The sequence below is a fragment of the Bacillus sp. IS1 genome (assembly GCF_032461585.1).
GTDB lineage: Bacteria > Bacillota > Bacilli > Bacillales > Bacillaceae > Bacillus > Bacillus velezensis.
The window spans coordinates 777,507-792,846 of the sequence record NZ_JAWCWR010000001.1 but is presented as its reverse complement, the minus strand read 5'-3'; the positions used below and the strand labels follow the sequence as shown (position 1 = coordinate 792,846).

Annotated in this window: 12 protein-coding genes; 10 read left to right on the top strand and 2 right to left on the bottom strand. The window is 49.4% G+C overall.

Features of this window, described 5'->3' with window-relative positions:
* Positions 1 to 4: 4 nt before the first annotated feature.
* The 10 genes from RUW00_RS03405 (at position 5) to RUW00_RS03360 (ending at position 13,724) form a co-directional block, all read left to right on the top strand.
* Complete coding sequence (locus tag RUW00_RS03405) at positions 5 to 3,808, top strand: non-ribosomal peptide synthetase (RefSeq protein ID WP_280145142.1); 3,804 nt, start codon at positions 5 to 7, stop codon at positions 3,806 to 3,808.
* Between the two features lie 74 nt (positions 3,809 to 3,882).
* Positions 3,883 to 4,263 carry a DUF1360 domain-containing protein gene (locus RUW00_RS03400; RefSeq protein ID WP_007410116.1) on the top strand — a complete coding sequence of 127 codons (381 nt, stop codon included), beginning with the start codon at positions 3,883 to 3,885 and terminating at the stop codon, positions 4,261 to 4,263.
* A gap of 120 nt (positions 4,264 to 4,383) precedes the next feature.
* Positions 4,384 to 5,922 carry a glycoside hydrolase family 10-like protein gene (locus tag RUW00_RS03395; RefSeq protein WP_280145141.1) on the top strand — a complete coding sequence of 513 codons (1,539 nt, stop codon included), beginning with the start codon at positions 4,384 to 4,386 and terminating at the stop codon, positions 5,920 to 5,922.
* Between the two features lie 139 nt (positions 5,923 to 6,061).
* Entirely contained in the window at positions 6,062 to 7,204 is a 1,143-nt protein-coding gene (locus RUW00_RS03390) for an acyl-CoA dehydrogenase family protein (protein ID WP_003153894.1), read from the top strand.
* A 44-nt stretch (positions 7,205 to 7,248) separates the two neighbouring features.
* Entirely contained in the window at positions 7,249 to 8,889 is a 1,641-nt protein-coding gene (locus tag RUW00_RS03385) for an AMP-binding protein (RefSeq protein WP_280145140.1), read from the top strand.
* Between the two features lie 21 nt (positions 8,890 to 8,910).
* Positions 8,911 to 10,260: an acetyl-CoA carboxylase biotin carboxylase subunit gene (locus tag RUW00_RS03380; RefSeq protein WP_022553258.1), complete on the top strand. Its 1,350-nt coding sequence runs from the start codon at positions 8,911 to 8,913 to the stop codon at positions 10,258 to 10,260.
* The gene (locus RUW00_RS03375; protein ID WP_236837362.1) at positions 10,257 to 10,469 is read left to right on the top strand and encodes an acetyl-CoA carboxylase biotin carboxyl carrier protein subunit; all 213 of its coding nucleotides are present in this window, start codon (positions 10,257 to 10,259) and stop codon (positions 10,467 to 10,469) included. The genes RUW00_RS03380 and RUW00_RS03375 overlap by 4 nt, the downstream gene beginning before the upstream one ends.
* Positions 10,470 to 10,484: 15 nt before the next feature.
* Positions 10,485 to 11,384: a hydroxymethylglutaryl-CoA lyase gene (locus tag RUW00_RS03370; RefSeq protein ID WP_007410122.1), complete on the top strand. Its 900-nt coding sequence runs from the start codon at positions 10,485 to 10,487 to the stop codon at positions 11,382 to 11,384.
* A 13-nt stretch (positions 11,385 to 11,397) separates the two neighbouring features.
* Entirely contained in the window at positions 11,398 to 12,177 is a 780-nt protein-coding gene (locus RUW00_RS03365; protein WP_103526838.1) for an enoyl-CoA hydratase, read from the top strand.
* 17 nt (positions 12,178 to 12,194) lie between these two features.
* A complete protein-coding gene (locus tag RUW00_RS03360; RefSeq protein ID WP_061862263.1) occupies positions 12,195 to 13,724 on the top strand; it encodes an acyl-CoA carboxylase subunit beta in 1,530 nt (509 codons plus the stop codon).
* 54 nt (positions 13,725 to 13,778) lie between these two features.
* Here the strand turns inward: RUW00_RS03360 and uptA are convergent, their stop codons facing one another.
* Both uptA and galU read right to left on the bottom strand, forming a co-directional pair.
* Positions 13,779 to 14,369, bottom strand: coding sequence for an undecaprenyl phosphate transporter UptA (gene uptA / locus RUW00_RS03355; RefSeq protein ID WP_007410125.1), 591 nt, complete (start codon positions 14,367 to 14,369; stop codon positions 13,779 to 13,781).
* 74 nt (positions 14,370 to 14,443) lie between these two features.
* On the bottom strand, positions 14,444 to 15,337 hold the full coding sequence (gene galU, locus RUW00_RS03350; protein WP_280145139.1) for a UTP--glucose-1-phosphate uridylyltransferase GalU: 894 nt from the start codon (positions 15,335 to 15,337) through the stop codon (positions 14,444 to 14,446).
* Positions 15,338 to 15,340: the final 3 nt, after the last annotated feature.

The window sequence follows — 15,340 nt, the reverse complement described above, 5'->3', positions numbered from 1 at the left end:
ACACATGGACAAAACGAAAAATATCCAAAATATTTATCCCCTCAGCCGAATGCAGGAAGGAATGCTTTTTCATTCCTTTCTGCAAAAGGAGGGGGCTGCATATATCGAGCAATCCGTCTTCACCATAAAAGGCCGGCTTCGTCCGGAATTGTTTGAGCAAAGCGTACAGTCTGTCATCAGCCGCCACGATATTTTCAGAACGGTTTTTTTACCTCATGTCGCTCAGCTGAACGGCCCCCGCCAAGTTGTGCTGCGTGAGAGGGAATTCCGGCTGCACCGCGAAGATCTTACACATTTGGACGAAGCGGGACAGAGCGCCTATTTACAGCGATTTAAGGAACGTGACCGCTTAAAAGGCTTTGACTTGCAAAAGGATATGCTGATGCGTGTTTCTTTGTTTAAAACGGCAGACGAGGAATATGTATGCGTCTGGAGCCACCATCACATCCTTATGGACGGCTGGTGCCTCGGCATCGTCCTTCAGGAATTCATGCATATGTACCGGACGATTGAATCAGGCTCACCCGTCACACTGGCGCCCGCAAAGCCTTACAGCACTTATATTACATGGCTGACTGATCAGGACAAAGACGCGGCTTCTGAGTATTGGAAAGGATATTTAGCAGGCTGCGAGACACCCTCAGGACTCCCGAAAATACCGGCCCGTCCTCAGGAAAAAGGCTACCGTAAGAAAGAGCTGCTGTTTTCTTTAGATCAAAATCTGACAGACAGGCTGAAAACCATCGCCAAAGAAGAGGGCGCTACGCTCGCGGTTCTTATGCAGACTGTATGGGGCCTGATGCTGCAGCGCTACAACCGGACGGACGATGCCGTATTCGGCGCCGTTGTATCAGGGCGGCCTTCCGTCATTGACGGCGTGGAAAGCATGATCGGGCTGTTTATCAATACCGTGCCGGTACGCATTAAAACGGGTGACGAAAGCTTTAGAGAACTGCTGGGCCGCTGCCAGAAAGAAATGCTTGACTCAGAGGCGTTCAGCTACCATCCGCTTGCTGACATCCAATCTCAGACTGAGCTGAAACAGGATTTAATCGACCATATCATCGTGTTTGAAAATTATCCGATTCAGCAGCAGATGAAAGACGCGGAAAAGGAATCGGATGCACCGTTCCGGATCGGGAATGTCAACGTGTCGGAACAATCGGGCTACGATTTTAACCTCATCATAGCGCCCGGCGATGAGCTGCTCATCAAATTCAGCTACAATGCGAACGTTTATGACGAAGTATGGATAGAGAGCGTAAAAGGACACTTGGAAGAAGCTCTGCGCGGCGCCGCCTTCAATCCCGATGTTCCCGCTGATCGGCTACCGATGCTCGGACAAAAGGAAAAATCAAGAATAATCGGCGAATTTAATGACACGAAAACAACTTATGAAAGAGACGAAAGCATCATCAGCCTATTCAGCCGACAGGTGAAGAAAACCCCGGACCATCAAGCGCTTCACGCCGGCGGGCTGACGATGACGTACCGGGAGCTCGATGAACGGTCAACTGCATTCGCCCGCACCCTGCTGGAAAACGGTTTGGCGCCAAAGGGAATTGCCGGGATTCTGGCCGAACGCTCACCGGAATTTATCATCGCTGTTCTCGCTGTATTGAAAGCGGGAGGGACGTACCTTCCTCTTGATGCAGAACTGCCAACCGACAGGATCGCCGATATGCTCACTGAGAGCGGAGCACAGCTGTTAACGGTGCAAAAAGGGATTGAGACTGACTTTGACTTTTCTCACATCATCTCTATCCCGGCTGCCGCAGAGAAACAAACCGCTGATGCGGGAAAACTGAATACCGATACAGCACCTGATGACCTTGCCTATATTATGTATACATCCGGTTCAACAGGAAAACCGAAGGGCGTGATGATTTCCAACCGAAACGTCGTATCGCTCGTGTCAAACAGCAATTACACGTCGGCCGGCATGACGGACCGTCTCATTCTGACAGGGTCCATCGGTTTCGACGCAGTGACGTTTGAAATTTTCGGTGCGCTTTTGAACGGAGCATGCCTTCATGTGGTTGACCGCTCGACAATGCTTGCGCCTGAGAGGTTCGGCAATTATCTTTCTTCCAACCGGATTACGATTTTGTTTTTGACGACGGCGCTCTTTAACCAGTTTGCCCAGGCAGATTCGGAGATGTTTTCCGGATTGCACACCTTATATGTCGGCGGAGAAGCATTGTCCCCGGCGCTCATCAATAAGGTCAGACACCGCTGTCCGAATCTCAGCCTTTATAACATATACGGACCGACGGAAAATACGACATTTTCTACCTTTTACGAAATCAGGCACGATTTTTCTCAGCCGATCCCAATCGGAAAACCGATCAGCAATTCAACCGCGTATATCATTGATAAAAACGGCGGACTTGCGCCGATCGGCGTGCCCGGTGAGCTTTGTGTCGGCGGTGACGGGGTTGCCAAAGGCTATTTAAACAGGCCTGACTTAACAAGTGAAGCATTTGTCAGCCACCCGATTCATCCTGAAGAAAAGATCTACAAAACAGGCGACTTGGCACACTGGATGCCTGATGGAAGCATCGGATACATCAGCCGTATCGACCGTCAATTCAAGATTCGCGGGAAGCGGATTGAGCCGGCCGAAATTGAAGCACGCTTGACCGAAATAGATGGAATCAGGGAATCGGCAGTCATCGTAGCAAAAGAAGGACAAGAAGCAATCCTTTGTGCGTATTATACGGGCGCGCATGTTGAAGAAAAAACCATTCGATCTCTATTGGCCAGGTCGCTTCCCGACTATATGATCCCGCAGTATGTGATTAAGCTTGACCGTATGCCGCTTACCGCAAACGGCAAAGTGGACCGCCGCGGGCTGCCTGCGCCAGAACGGAAAAAAACGTCATCAAAAGCCGTTCCGCCACGAAACTGGGTGGAGCGTGAGCTGATCGACATTTGGACGCCGATCCTCGGCTGCGGGGAGCTGGGCATACAGGATGACTTCTTTGAGCTGGGCGGCCATTCATTGAAAGCATTGCAAGTGATTCATCAGCTGAAGACCAGGCAGCAGATGGATGTGCCGATTGAAATGATATTTGAATATCCGACAATTGAACAATTGGCTGAAAAGCTGTATTCAAACACACTGTCAGAAGCTGCAGAGCAGCATATCAGCAGACTGAACCAGCCGAAAGGCCGCAATCTTTTCTGTTTTCCGCCTATCTCGGGTTTCGGCATTTTCTTTAAAGATCTTGCGGCGGCATTAAACGGACGGGCTGCTGTGTACGGTTTTAACTTTATTGAAGAAGACAGCAGAATGGAACAATACATTGATAAAATGCTGGAAATCCAGCCGGAAGGCCCTTATATCCTCTTCGGATATTCAGCGGGCGGCAATACGGCATTCGAGGCGGCAAAAGCGATGGAAAAGCGCGGCTTAGAAATCAGTGACGTCATTATCGCAGACGCGTACAGAAAGCTTGACGCACTGCCTCAGCAGCCAACAAACGCAACAGCCGACAACATCCCGGAAGCCGTCAGAGAAGCGGTCATCAAAAAGACAGAGCGCTATCAAACGTACTGGGCGGAACTGATAAATGACGGCCAAATCGCGGCAAACCTCCATTTTATTGAGGCCGGCATAAAGGAAGAACACAGTGATAAGACCGAGCCGATGAAATGGGAAGGCGCCACAACGGGACTCTATCAGGAATATCAAGGCGGGGGCGCCCATAAAGATATGTTTGAACCCGCCTTTGCACAGCAAAATGCTGAGGTCATACTGGACATCATTGCAAACAGCGGAAGACGCTTGGCGCGGAATCTGTAACATCCGGCAGAATGGCTGAAGAAGACAAAGGGCAAGATAGGGGAATCAAACTCAGTTTTTTTGGAGGCTTTGACATGACGAACCTATCTTGGCTTACGTATGTAATGATTATTCTTGCCAGCTACCGGCTGACCCATTTGATCGTATTTGATAAGATTACGGAATTCATAAGAAAACCCTTTATAAAGCAAGAAAAAACCGTCGATCAAAACGGGCGCGCCGTCCAAAAAAAAGTCCCTTCCTCCGCATTCGGTTATATGCTGCAATGTTATTGGTGTGCGGGCGTCTGGTGCGCCATATTGATCGGCATCTGCTATTTGGTCTGGCCCCGCTATGCACATCCGGTTATTTTCATTTTGTCCATCGCCGGAGCGCAGGCCATTCTTGAAACATGTGTCGGCGTCGGAACGAAGGTCATTGACGTGCTCGCCGCCATGAAACATAAAAAGTCCTGAAGCGTTTTATTCGCTTTAGGACTTTTTTCTTTCCCTTTTAGGCTGAGAGGAGCAAAGCAGGCTTTCTGATTCACCGCCCGGAATGCTTCGGAATACCGTAAAGCAGAGAGGGGGAAAAATATGAAAAGCTGCCGTTTTAGCATGATATGGTTTTTGGCCGTTGTACTGACAGCCGGCATCTTTACATTCTCAGCATCCGCACAAGCAAGCGGCACTCAGCCGGAGAGAGAAATGAGAGCCGTATGGATCGCGTCTGTCACCAATATCGACTGGCCCTCTAAAAAAGGGCTGTCACCGGAAGAGCAAAAAAGAGAATACAGCAAGCTGCTGGATGACGTTCAGGAGATGGGAATGAATGCCGTTATCGTCCAAATTAAGCCTGCGGCTGATGCTTTTTATCCATCAGATTACGGGCCTTGGTCAGAGTATCTGACAGGAACACAAGGCAAAAATCCCGGCTACGATCCGCTTGCTTTTTTAGTTGAAGAGACACATAAACGGAATCTTGAATTTCACGCTTGGTTCAATCCTTACCGGATCACGATGAATCATACAAATTTGAATGCGCTTTCAGATGATCATCCCGCGCGTTCCCATCCGGACTGGGTCGCTGCATACGGAAAACAGCTGTACTATAATCCGGGCATTCCGGAAGTAAGACAATTTATAACGGATGGAATCAAAGAGGTGGTCAGCCGTTATGACATTGATGCGGTTCATATGGATGATTATTTTTATCCTTATAAAATTGCCGGACAGGAATTCCCCGATCAGGCGGAATACGAACGGTACGGAAAAGCTCACTTTGCATCAGTTGATGACTGGCGCAGGGATAACGTCAACCGGCTTGTAAAAGAAATCAACCAAACCATCAAACGAGAAAAACCTTATGTCAAATTCGGAATCAGCCCGTTCGGCGTATGGAGAAATGCCGCAGATGACCCGACAGGCTCCGAAACGGCCGCAGGGGTGCGGAACTACGATGATTTATATGCTGATACGAGAGAATGGATCCAAAAAGGATACATTGATTACATCGCACCGCAAATTTACTGGAGCATCGGATTTAAAGCGGCGGCATATGACGTCTTAGCGGATTGGTGGGGAAAAGAAGTGAACAATCGGCCGGTGCATTTATATATCGGGCAGGCAGCTTATAAAATCAACAACAATGCTGATCCGGCCTGGGCCGACCCGGGGGAATACGGAAGACAGATTGCTCTTAACAGGGGATCAGCATGGATAAAAGGCAGCATGCATTTCAGTTTAAAGGATTTAAACCGTAATCCGCTCGATGTGAAAAACCGTTTGATCAAAGACATGTACAGCTGGCCCGCATTAATTCCCGAGATGCCTTGGCTCGGACATTCCGCTTTAAAAAAACCGGCTGTCAAACGGGCGGAGAAGAACGATTCAGGCCATACACTCTATATTGAAGATGCGAAATCCAACGGTAAAAAAACGGCTTATTACGCCATTTACCGCGCAGAAAAGGGAAAGCAGCCTTATTTAGTGGATACAGTCAGAAAAACATCCTCACGGACGCAGACATTTTCAGATACTGATATTCGGGCGGAAGAAGCCTGCACTTATATCGTTACTTCCGTTGACAGGCTACACCATGAGAGCCTTCCCTCCGCAAAACGGACGATTAAATAGCCATTATTAATAAACTGACAGTTGCGGCGCTGTCAGTTTTTTTGCGGCAGATGAGTCCGAATGTTCAGACTTCATTTGGATGGAATGAATAAAGACCCCCATTAATAAAATGTAGAAAGCAGCAGAAGGAGGAAGGTTAATGAATTTTCAACTGACAAAAGAACAGCAGATGGTGCGCGAAATGGTCAGAGATTTCGCCAAAAATGAAATTGCCCCGAAAGCCCATGAGGTTGATCAATCAGCCGTCTTCCCGATAGACACATTTAAAAAAATAGGCGAACTCGGGCTGCTCGGAATTCCGTTTCCGGAAGAATACGGCGGGGCGGGCGGTGATACCATTTCATATGCAGCAGCGGTCGAAGAAATCGGAAAAGCCTGCGGCAGCACGGGGCTGAGCTACGCGGCAGCCGTGTCACTCGGCGCAAGCCCATTATACTATTTCGGTACTGAACAGCAAAAGCAAGAACATCTTATTCCGCTTGCTTCGGGAAAAGCGCTCGGATCATTCGGGCTGACAGAGCCGAATGCCGGTTCAGATGCCGGCGGTACCCAGACAAAAGCCGAGAAAAAGGGCGATGACTATGTGATAAACGGAGAGAAATGCTGGATCACTAACGCAAATTACGCCCGCACGGTCATTGTCACCGCCGTTACGGGAAAGAACTCCGCCGGAAAACCGATCATTTCAGCTCTCATCGTCCCCACAGACACACCGGGATTTACGATCACAAATCCGTACGACAAGATGGGTGTGAGAGGGTCGGATACGGCCGAGCTTGTGCTTGAGGATGTCAGGGTGCCTGCCGATAACCTGCTCGGTGATCCTGAAAAAGGTTTTAAACAATTTTTATATACATTAGACGGCGGGCGGATCTCGATTGCGGCACTGGCTGTCGGTATCGCTCAAGGCGCGCTGGAGGCGTCGCTGTCATATGCGAAGGAACGCAAGCAGTTCGGCAGTCCGATATCGTCATTTCAAGCCATTCAATTTAAGCTGGCCGATATGGCGATGGAAATTGACCTTGCCAGACAGATGGTGCTTAAAGCGGCATGGCTGAAGGATCAAAACCTGCCATTTACGAAAGAAGCGGCATTCGCCAAGCTTTATGCTTCAGAAATGGCCGTCAGAACGTGCCTTCAGGCCATCCAAATTCATGGCGGTTCCGGTTATATGAAGGAATGCGGTGTCGAACGTATGCTTCGTGACGCAAAGCTGATGGAGATTGGCGAAGGAACGTCAGAAATTCAAAGAATGGTCATCGCAAGACAGCTTTTGAAGTGAAATGAAAACGTTTACCAAGACAGGGATGGAAGGGGGCAGGTCATATGGCTGAACTTATCCATTTAACAGCCGGAAAGCTGCTTGAGCGGACCGCGAAGCTTTTTCCGGATCATGAAGCGGTTGTTTACCCTGAGCGCAGCCTTCGTTATACGTATGCCGAGTTTGACCGGTTATGCCGGCAAACCGCAAAAGGGCTGATGAAGCTGGGAGTTGAAAAAGGAGATCATGTGGCCATATGGGCATCCAACATTCCGGAATGGCTCGCGGCGCAATTTGCAACGGCGAAAATCGGCGCCGTTCTGGTCACCATTAATACCAATTTTCAAATCGCAGAGCTCGATTACCTGCTGGCACATTCAGACGTCTCGGCCTTGATAATCATGGATTCCTACCGGCAGACATCTTATGTTGAGATGGTGAATAAGCTGATTCCCGAACTGAAAACTTGTGAGCGCGGCAGGCTGCGTTCGAAACGTTATCCATTTTTACGGACGGTGTTATATATCGGTGATAAAAGCCCGTCCGGGATGCACCGTTGGGATTCTTTGCTGAAGGATGCCGAGTCTGTAACGGATGCAGAGCTTGACGGAAGGATGGACAGCCTGAAAAAGGATGATTGCATTCATATGCAATATACATCAGGTACGACCGGATTTCCGAAAGGCGTCATGCTCTCACATTTTAATATCGTAAATAACGCGGCCAATATCGCAGAATGCATGAAGCTTACTTCATGTGACCGTTTATGTATTCCCGTGCCGTTTTTCCACTGCTTTGGGTGTGTGCTCGGCGTGCTGGCATGTGTTTCCGCGGGTGCGGCGATGATTCCGATCGAACAGTTTTCTCCGCCGGCCGTTCTGAAAACGGTGGAGAAAGAAGCCTGCACGGCTCTGCACGGTGTACCGACGATGTTTATCGCCCTCCTAAATGACAGCCGTTTTTCTGAATATGATCTTTCCCACGTCCGAACCGGGATTATGGCAGGCTCGCCATGCCCGGCGGAAGTCATGAGAGAAGTGATCGGCAAAATGGGGATGACCGACATTACCATTGCCTACGGACAGACCGAAGCATCACCTGTTATTACGCAGACAAGAACGGATGATTCATTTGAAAGAAGAGTGGAAACAGCTGGGCGCGCGCTTCCCCATATCGAAGTCAGAATCGTTCGGCCCGGAACATCCCAAGAAGCCGCCCGGGGCGAACAAGGAGAGCTCTGCACCCGCGGATATCATGTCATGAAAGGCTATTATAAAAATCAAGAAGCGACCGAAGAAGCGATAGACAAAGACGGCTGGCTGCATACCGGTGATTTGGCGGTCATGGACGAGGACGGGTACTGCAAAATCACGGGCCGTCTGAAAGACATGCTGATCAGGGGCGGCGAAAATATCTATCCGCGCGAGATTGAGGAAATGTTATATCGGCATCCCGCGGTAGCAGACGTTCAGGTCGTCGGCGTGCCTGATCCGAAATACGGAGAAGAGGCCGCGGCATGGATCAGGCTCAAAGACGGACAAACCGCTTCCGCAGAAGACATCAGAGCCTTTTGCAAAGAACATATCGCCCGCTATAAAGTCCCCAGGTATGTTTTGTTTACAGATGAATATCCAATGACAGCCTCCGGAAAAATTCAGAAATTCAAGCTGCGGGAAAAAACGATTGAAGAGCTCAAGTTAACTTAATGAAAAAGGAGTGCTTCACATTTGTTTAAAAAAGTCCTGATTGCCAACAGAGGAGAAATCGCCTTAAGAATTATCCGCACCTGCAAACGTCTCGGCATCCCCTCGGCAGCTGTGTATTCAGAAGCCGACCGGGACGCGCTGCATGTAAAAGCGGCTGATGAGGCCTATCCGATCGGTAAATCGAGAGTAAATGAAAGCTATTTACATATCGACAGAATCATAGAAGCCGCTAAATCCGCCGGAGCGGACGCCATTCATCCGGGCTACGGGCTGCTGTCAGAAAACAGCCTGTTCGCCGAACGCTGCCGGAAGGAACAAATCACATTTATCGGTCCGCCCGGTGATATCATTGCCAAGATGGGCAGCAAGATAGAAGCCCGAAAAACGATGCAAAAAGCAAAGGTCCCGATCGTTCCCGGTGTTTCAGAGCCATTGCCCGATGTTCACTCCGCCTTAGCCGAAGCCCGTGCCATCGGTTTTCCGGTCATGCTGAAAGCGTCCGCAGGTGGCGGCGGAATCGGCATGCAGATCGTACATTCAGAAGAAGAGCTGGCCAAAGCGTTCGAAGGTAATCAAAAGCGGGCCGCCTCCTTTTTTGGAGACGGCGCAATGTACATGGAAAAGGTCATTGAAAATGCCCGTCATATTGAAATTCAGATACTCGCAGATTCTTTCGGCAACACCGTTCATCTGTTTGAACGTGACTGTTCAGTCCAAAGGCGCCACCAAAAAGTGATAGAAGAAGCGCCGTCACCGTTTGTTGACGATGAATTAAGACAAAGACTCGGTGAAACCGCCGTTAAAGCCGCAAAATCGATCGGCTACCAAAATGCAGGCACAATAGAATTTCTCGTCGACCAAAAGAAACAAATCTATTTTTTAGAGATGAACACAAGACTGCAGGTGGAGCATCCGGTGACAGAAGAAATTACAGGACTGGATCTTGTGGAAGAACAGCTGAAAATTGCCGCTGGGCAGGCGCTGACTTTCTCGCAGAAAGATATCAACCACCGCGGTCATGCGATAGAAGTGCGGATCTATGCGGAAGATCCGGTCACCTTTTACCCGTCACCCGGTACCATCTCGTCTTTTTCCGTTTTAAGACACCCGTCAGTGCGACACGAATGCGCCGTCGAAAAGGGAAGCGTCATTTCTCCGTTTTACGATCCGATGATTGCCAAAATGATCGTCACGGCGAATACGAGAAAACAAGCCATTGAACAACTGAAAACCGCCCTTGGCGAATATCATGTAGAAGGGATTAAAACCAACATTCCGCTGCTGACAAAAATTGCCTATTCAGAAGTGTTTGAAAAGGGTGAGGCGACAACCGGCTTTTTACAAACAATGAACGAGGGGGCGTCAAAATGAGCGTCATAAAAATTCAGATGGCGGGAAACCTGTGGAAAATTCATGTGAAGCCGGGTGATGTCATTGAAGAAGGACAGGAAGTGGCCATCTTGGAATCTATGAAAATGGAAATTCCGATTATCGCTGATACAGCGGGTACGGTGAAAGAAGTGAAAAAATCAGAAGGTGATTTCACTGATGAAGGAGAGGTCCTGATTGAACTTCAATAAAACGGGAGGTGCAGCATGAACTGTCCGAAACATGTCCGCATCAATGAAGTAGGACCGCGTGACGGCTTGCAGAATGAATCGGCGTGGGTGGATACAGAAGATAAGATTGAGTGGATCAATATGCTTTCAAAAACAGGCCTTCCCTATATCGAAGTGACATCATTCGTGCATCCGAGATGGATTCCGGCTCTTCGTGACAGCCTGGACGTCGCAAAAGGCATTGCCAGATCTGAACATACGGTCTACGCGGCTCTCGTTCCGAACCTCATCGGGCTGGAGCATGCGGCAGAAGGCGGAATCGATCAGGCATGTGTATTTTTATCTGCAAGCGAAACCCATAACCAAAAAAACGTAAACAAACCGATTGACCGGACCGTTCAAGAGCTCAGGCGGGTTATTACTGAAGCAAAAGCTGAAAAAATGGCGACGAGAGCTTATCTGTCCACTGTGTTCGGCTGTCCGTACGAACAGAACGTGCCGGTCGAACAAGTCATCCGCCTGTCAGACACCCTGCTCGAAATGGGCGTTGATGAAATATCGCTCGGCGACACGATCGGCGCGGCAAACCCCTTGCAGGTCATAGCCGTGCTTGAAGCCCTTTTGCCGAGAATTCCCGCCTCAAAAATCGCACTCCATTTCCATGATACAAGAGGAACGGCTCTAGCGAATATCATTCCCGCTCTTGATATGGGCATCACATCCTTTGATACTTCCTCAGGCGGGCTTGGCGGCTGCCCGTACGCCCCTGGATCAGCAGGCAACGCTGCCACAGAAGACGTCATTTATATGCTCGAACAAATGGGGATTGATACCGGGACGGACATGAATAAACTTCTTTATGCCGCCGGCTGGATCGCGGATAAAATAGGCAAAGACCTGCCAAGCAGAAACCTGCAGGCATTCAGAACGAAATGAGAAAGGAGAAGCCATGGAAGATTGCGTCTTGTATTCCGTCTGTCAAGAAACGATCGGTCTGATCACGCTGAACCGCCCGCATGCGGCCAACTCGCTGTCTTCAGAAATGATTGATCATTTACAGCGTGTGATTGAAGACATCAAAAACTCGCCATCCATTCGTTGTGTCATTCTCACCGGCACCGGGAACACATTTTGCGCCGGTGCTGATTTAAAAGAAAGAGCGGGGATGGACCATGAACAAGTCAAACAAAGCGTCAGGCGTATCGGTGAAACGGCCGCATCCATTGAAGCTCTCCCGCAGCCGGTCATTGCAGCGCTGAACGGCACCGCTGTCGGAGGAGGCCTTGAACTCGCTCTTGCCTGCGATATCAGAATCGCCGTCAGCCGGGCGGGCCTCGGCCTTCCTGAAACAGGGCTTGCGATCATTCCCGGAGCGGGCGGAACGCAGAGACTGCCCCGGCTTATCGGCCCCGGCGCGGCAAAAGAATTGATCTATACCGGCCGAAGGCTTTCTGCCGAAGAGGGAAAAGACATGAAGCTGATCGAGCATGTTTGTGAAGCCGATGAACTTATGGAAAAAGCAAAAGCACTGGCCGGCCGCATCGCCGCTAATGGGCCGATCGCCGTCAGACAAGCAAAATCCGCGATAAACAAGGGTCTGGAGACAGATCTCAATACAGGGCTCGAAATCGAACGAAAAGCATATGAACAAGTCATCCCCACACTTGACAGAGAAGAGGGCCTGCGCGCTTTTAAAGAAAAAAGACCCCCTGAATACAAAGGAAAATAAAACATGGAGGGACTCGAATGGATTACGAAAAAGAACGGCAGACACGCAGCAAAACGATTGAAAAGGGAGGAGCCGCGAAATATCACGCAAGCAACGAAAAGAAGGGAAAACTTTTTGTAAGAGACAGGCTGAAGCTTTTATTCGATGACGGCATATCCGTTGAAGACGCTTTTTTCGCCGAGTGCATGTCAGACGGACTGCCGGCTGACGGGGTCGTTACCGGGATCGGAACCATCGGCGGCAGAACCGTTTGTGTGATGGCAAACGACTCAACCGTAAAGGCGGGCTCGTGGGGCGCGAAAACGGTGGAAAAGATCATCCGCATTCAGGAGACGGCGGAAAAGCTTCAGTGTCCGCTCTTGTACTTAGTCGATTCCGCAGGTGCGAGAATTACGGATCAGGTCGACATGTTCCCGGGCAGAAGGGGAGCCGGCCGCATCTTTTATAATCAAGTAAAGCTGTCGGGCCGCATTCCGCAAATCTGTTTATTGTTCGGCCCTTCCGCTGCGGGCGGCGCTTACATTCCGGCCTTTTGCGACATTGTCATTATGGTCGAAGGCAATGCATCCATGTACTTAGGCTCCCCGCGTATGGCGGAAATGGTGATTGGCGAGAAAGTATCGCTTGAAGAAATGGGCGGCGCCCGTATGCATTGTTCCGTATCAGGCTGCGGTGATCTCCTCGCCCCGACGGAACAGGAAGCAATCACGATGGCGCAGACATACCTCAGCTATTTTCCGGCAAATTATACTGAAAAAGCGCCCGTCAACAAATCTAAGAACCCGAAAGCTTTTGAAAAACCGCTCTCAGATGTCATCCCGGCACATCAAAACGCACCGTTCAACATGATGGATTTAATTGAACGTGTCATTGATGAAGACTCATTTTTTGAGATTAAACCGTTATTTGCGCAGGAATTAATAACGGGGCTTGCGCGGATTCACGGACAGCCGGTCGGCATTATCGCCAATCAGCCGCGTGTCAAAGGCGGGGTTTTATTTCTCGATTCGGCGGATAAAGCCGCAAAATTTATCGCTTTGTGCGACGCATTCCATATTCCGCTTCTGTTTTTAGCAGACATTCCCGGATTCATGATCGGAACGAAGGTTGAGCAGGCGGGCATCATCAGGCATGGCGCAAAAATGATCTCCGCAATGGCGGAAGCGACTGTTCCGAAGCTTTCCGTTATCGTCAGAAAAGCCTACGGTGCCGGATTATACGCGATGGCGGGGCCTGCTTTTGAACCGGACTGCTGTTTAGCGCTTCCGACTGCGCAAATTGCCGTAATGGGTCCTGAAGCAGCGGTGAATGCGGTCTACGCAAACAAAATCAGCGAGCTAGCCCCTGAAGAAAGGCCGGCTTTTATTCAAGAAAAGCGTGATGAATATAAGGAAGACATTAACCTTTACCGGCTTGCCTCTGAAATGGTGATTGACGGCATTGTTCCTGCTGATTCCTTGCGGGAAGAACTCAATAAACGCCTCACTGCTTACATGTCCAAACAACTGACATTCACACACCGGAAACACCCCGTATACCCGGTATAAATAAAAAAAAGACTGCATAGATCCGGCTCACAGCCGTTCTTATGCAGTCTTTTTTCACAGTCTTGATCTCATTTTCTTCACAACAAAATAAACAACAATAAATACGAGAGCCAAGATAATGATCGGAGTTGTATACATTCCGGCATAGCTGTCTACGTCTTTCCACTGTCCCCCGAGCTGATACCCGAGATAAACGAAAATGACAGACCACGGAATAATGGCAAGCGTCGTCAATATGACAAACTTGGAAAGAGGCATTTTCGCAAGGCCGGCCGGGATGGAAATCGCATGTCTGACGACCGGGATAAACCGCGCCGAAAACACAACGCCGGCGCCGTAACGGCGAAACCAGTTTTCCGCAACATCAACATGATGCTTTTTCAGAAGTAAGTACTTGCCGTACTTGTCCAAAAACGGCCGTCCCCCATAACGGGCGATCCAGTAAATAAAGCACTGCGCGATCGTTCCCCCGATCACACCGGCGACAATGGCGCCGATAAAGCTGATCGTGCCTTCTGACACCATATAGCCTCCGTAAGCCAGAACGATTTCACTCGGAATGATTTCGATCATTAATCCGAGCGCAATCCCTAAATAGCCCATACTTGTCAGCCAGGATAATATTTCACTAATAAAATTGCCCACACTGTTCACAACCTCTTTATCTTTTTACCCAATTATATGACTGATTGACAAGCAAAATGGTTACAAATTATTTTTTAGCGCACGATTTCTTCAGATTCTCTTTTTAACACCTCTTCTAAATAAGCTAAAAGTTTCGGTCTCATTTCTTCCCGCAGAAGCCCGATCTCCGTGCCGGCCTTAAAACAGCCGAACTTATCTCCTATATCAAACCGGCTTCCTTCAAGCTCCCGCGCATAAATGCTTCGGGTGCGGCACACTTCGCGCAGCGCGTCTGTCAATTGGATTTCGTTGCCCGCGCCTCTTCCGATCGTCTTCAGCGTTTTAAAAATGGCAGGGGTTAATATGTAACGGCCCATCACGGCAATATGAGAGGGTGCCTTTTCAACAGCCGGCTTCTCAATCAGATCCTCAACCTCGTACACATGACCGCTCTGCCGCCCCGTCTGTATAATACCATATTTGCTGACATCAGCAGGATCGACGGGCTGTACGCCGATCGTTTCTGTGCCGTGTTGGTTATAGACGTCTATGAGCTGTGAAAGAGCGGGAGTGTCAGATACCATAATATCATCACCTAAGAGAACGGCAAAAGGCTCATCTCCGATAAAATGCTCCGCACACAGTACCGCATGGCCTAATCCGAGCGGTTCTTTCTGGCGGATGTAATGAATGTTGGCCAAATCGGCGATCTGCTGCATTTCTTCAAGTGTCTCCGTCTTGCCTTTTTCCCGCAGATTGAATTCCAATTCCGCCGACCGGTCAAAATGATCTTCAATCGAGCGTTTGTTTCTCCCTGTAATAATCAGTATATCTTCAATTCCTGACGCTGCGGCCTCTTCGACAATATATTGGATGGCCGGTTTGTCGACAATCGGCAGCATTTCTTTCGGCTGCGCCTTTGTCGCCGGCAGAAATCTCGTTCCTAAACCTGCTGCGGGAATGACCGCTTTTCTCACTTTTTTTCTCATTCA

Coding starts and splice junctions, on each gene's coding strand:
- galU (WP_280145139.1), bottom strand. CDS start 15,337: ATGAGAAAAAAAGTGAGAAAAGCGGTCATTCCCGCAGCAGGTTTAGGA.
- RUW00_RS03370 (WP_007410122.1), top strand. CDS start 10,485: ATGAACTGTCCGAAACATGTCCGCATCAATGAAGTAGGACCGCGTGAC.
- RUW00_RS03385 (WP_280145140.1), top strand. CDS start 7,249: ATGGCTGAACTTATCCATTTAACAGCCGGAAAGCTGCTTGAGCGGACC.
- RUW00_RS03400 (WP_007410116.1), top strand. CDS start 3,883: ATGACGAACCTATCTTGGCTTACGTATGTAATGATTATTCTTGCCAGC.
- RUW00_RS03395 (WP_280145141.1), top strand. CDS start 4,384: ATGAAAAGCTGCCGTTTTAGCATGATATGGTTTTTGGCCGTTGTACTG.
- RUW00_RS03390 (WP_003153894.1), top strand. CDS start 6,062: ATGAATTTTCAACTGACAAAAGAACAGCAGATGGTGCGCGAAATGGTC.
- RUW00_RS03365 (WP_103526838.1), top strand. CDS start 11,398: ATGGAAGATTGCGTCTTGTATTCCGTCTGTCAAGAAACGATCGGTCTG.
- RUW00_RS03375 (WP_236837362.1), top strand. CDS start 10,257: ATGAGCGTCATAAAAATTCAGATGGCGGGAAACCTGTGGAAAATTCAT.
- RUW00_RS03405 (WP_280145142.1), top strand. CDS start 5: ATGGACAAAACGAAAAATATCCAAAATATTTATCCCCTCAGCCGAATG.
- RUW00_RS03360 (WP_061862263.1), top strand. CDS start 12,195: ATGGATTACGAAAAAGAACGGCAGACACGCAGCAAAACGATTGAAAAG.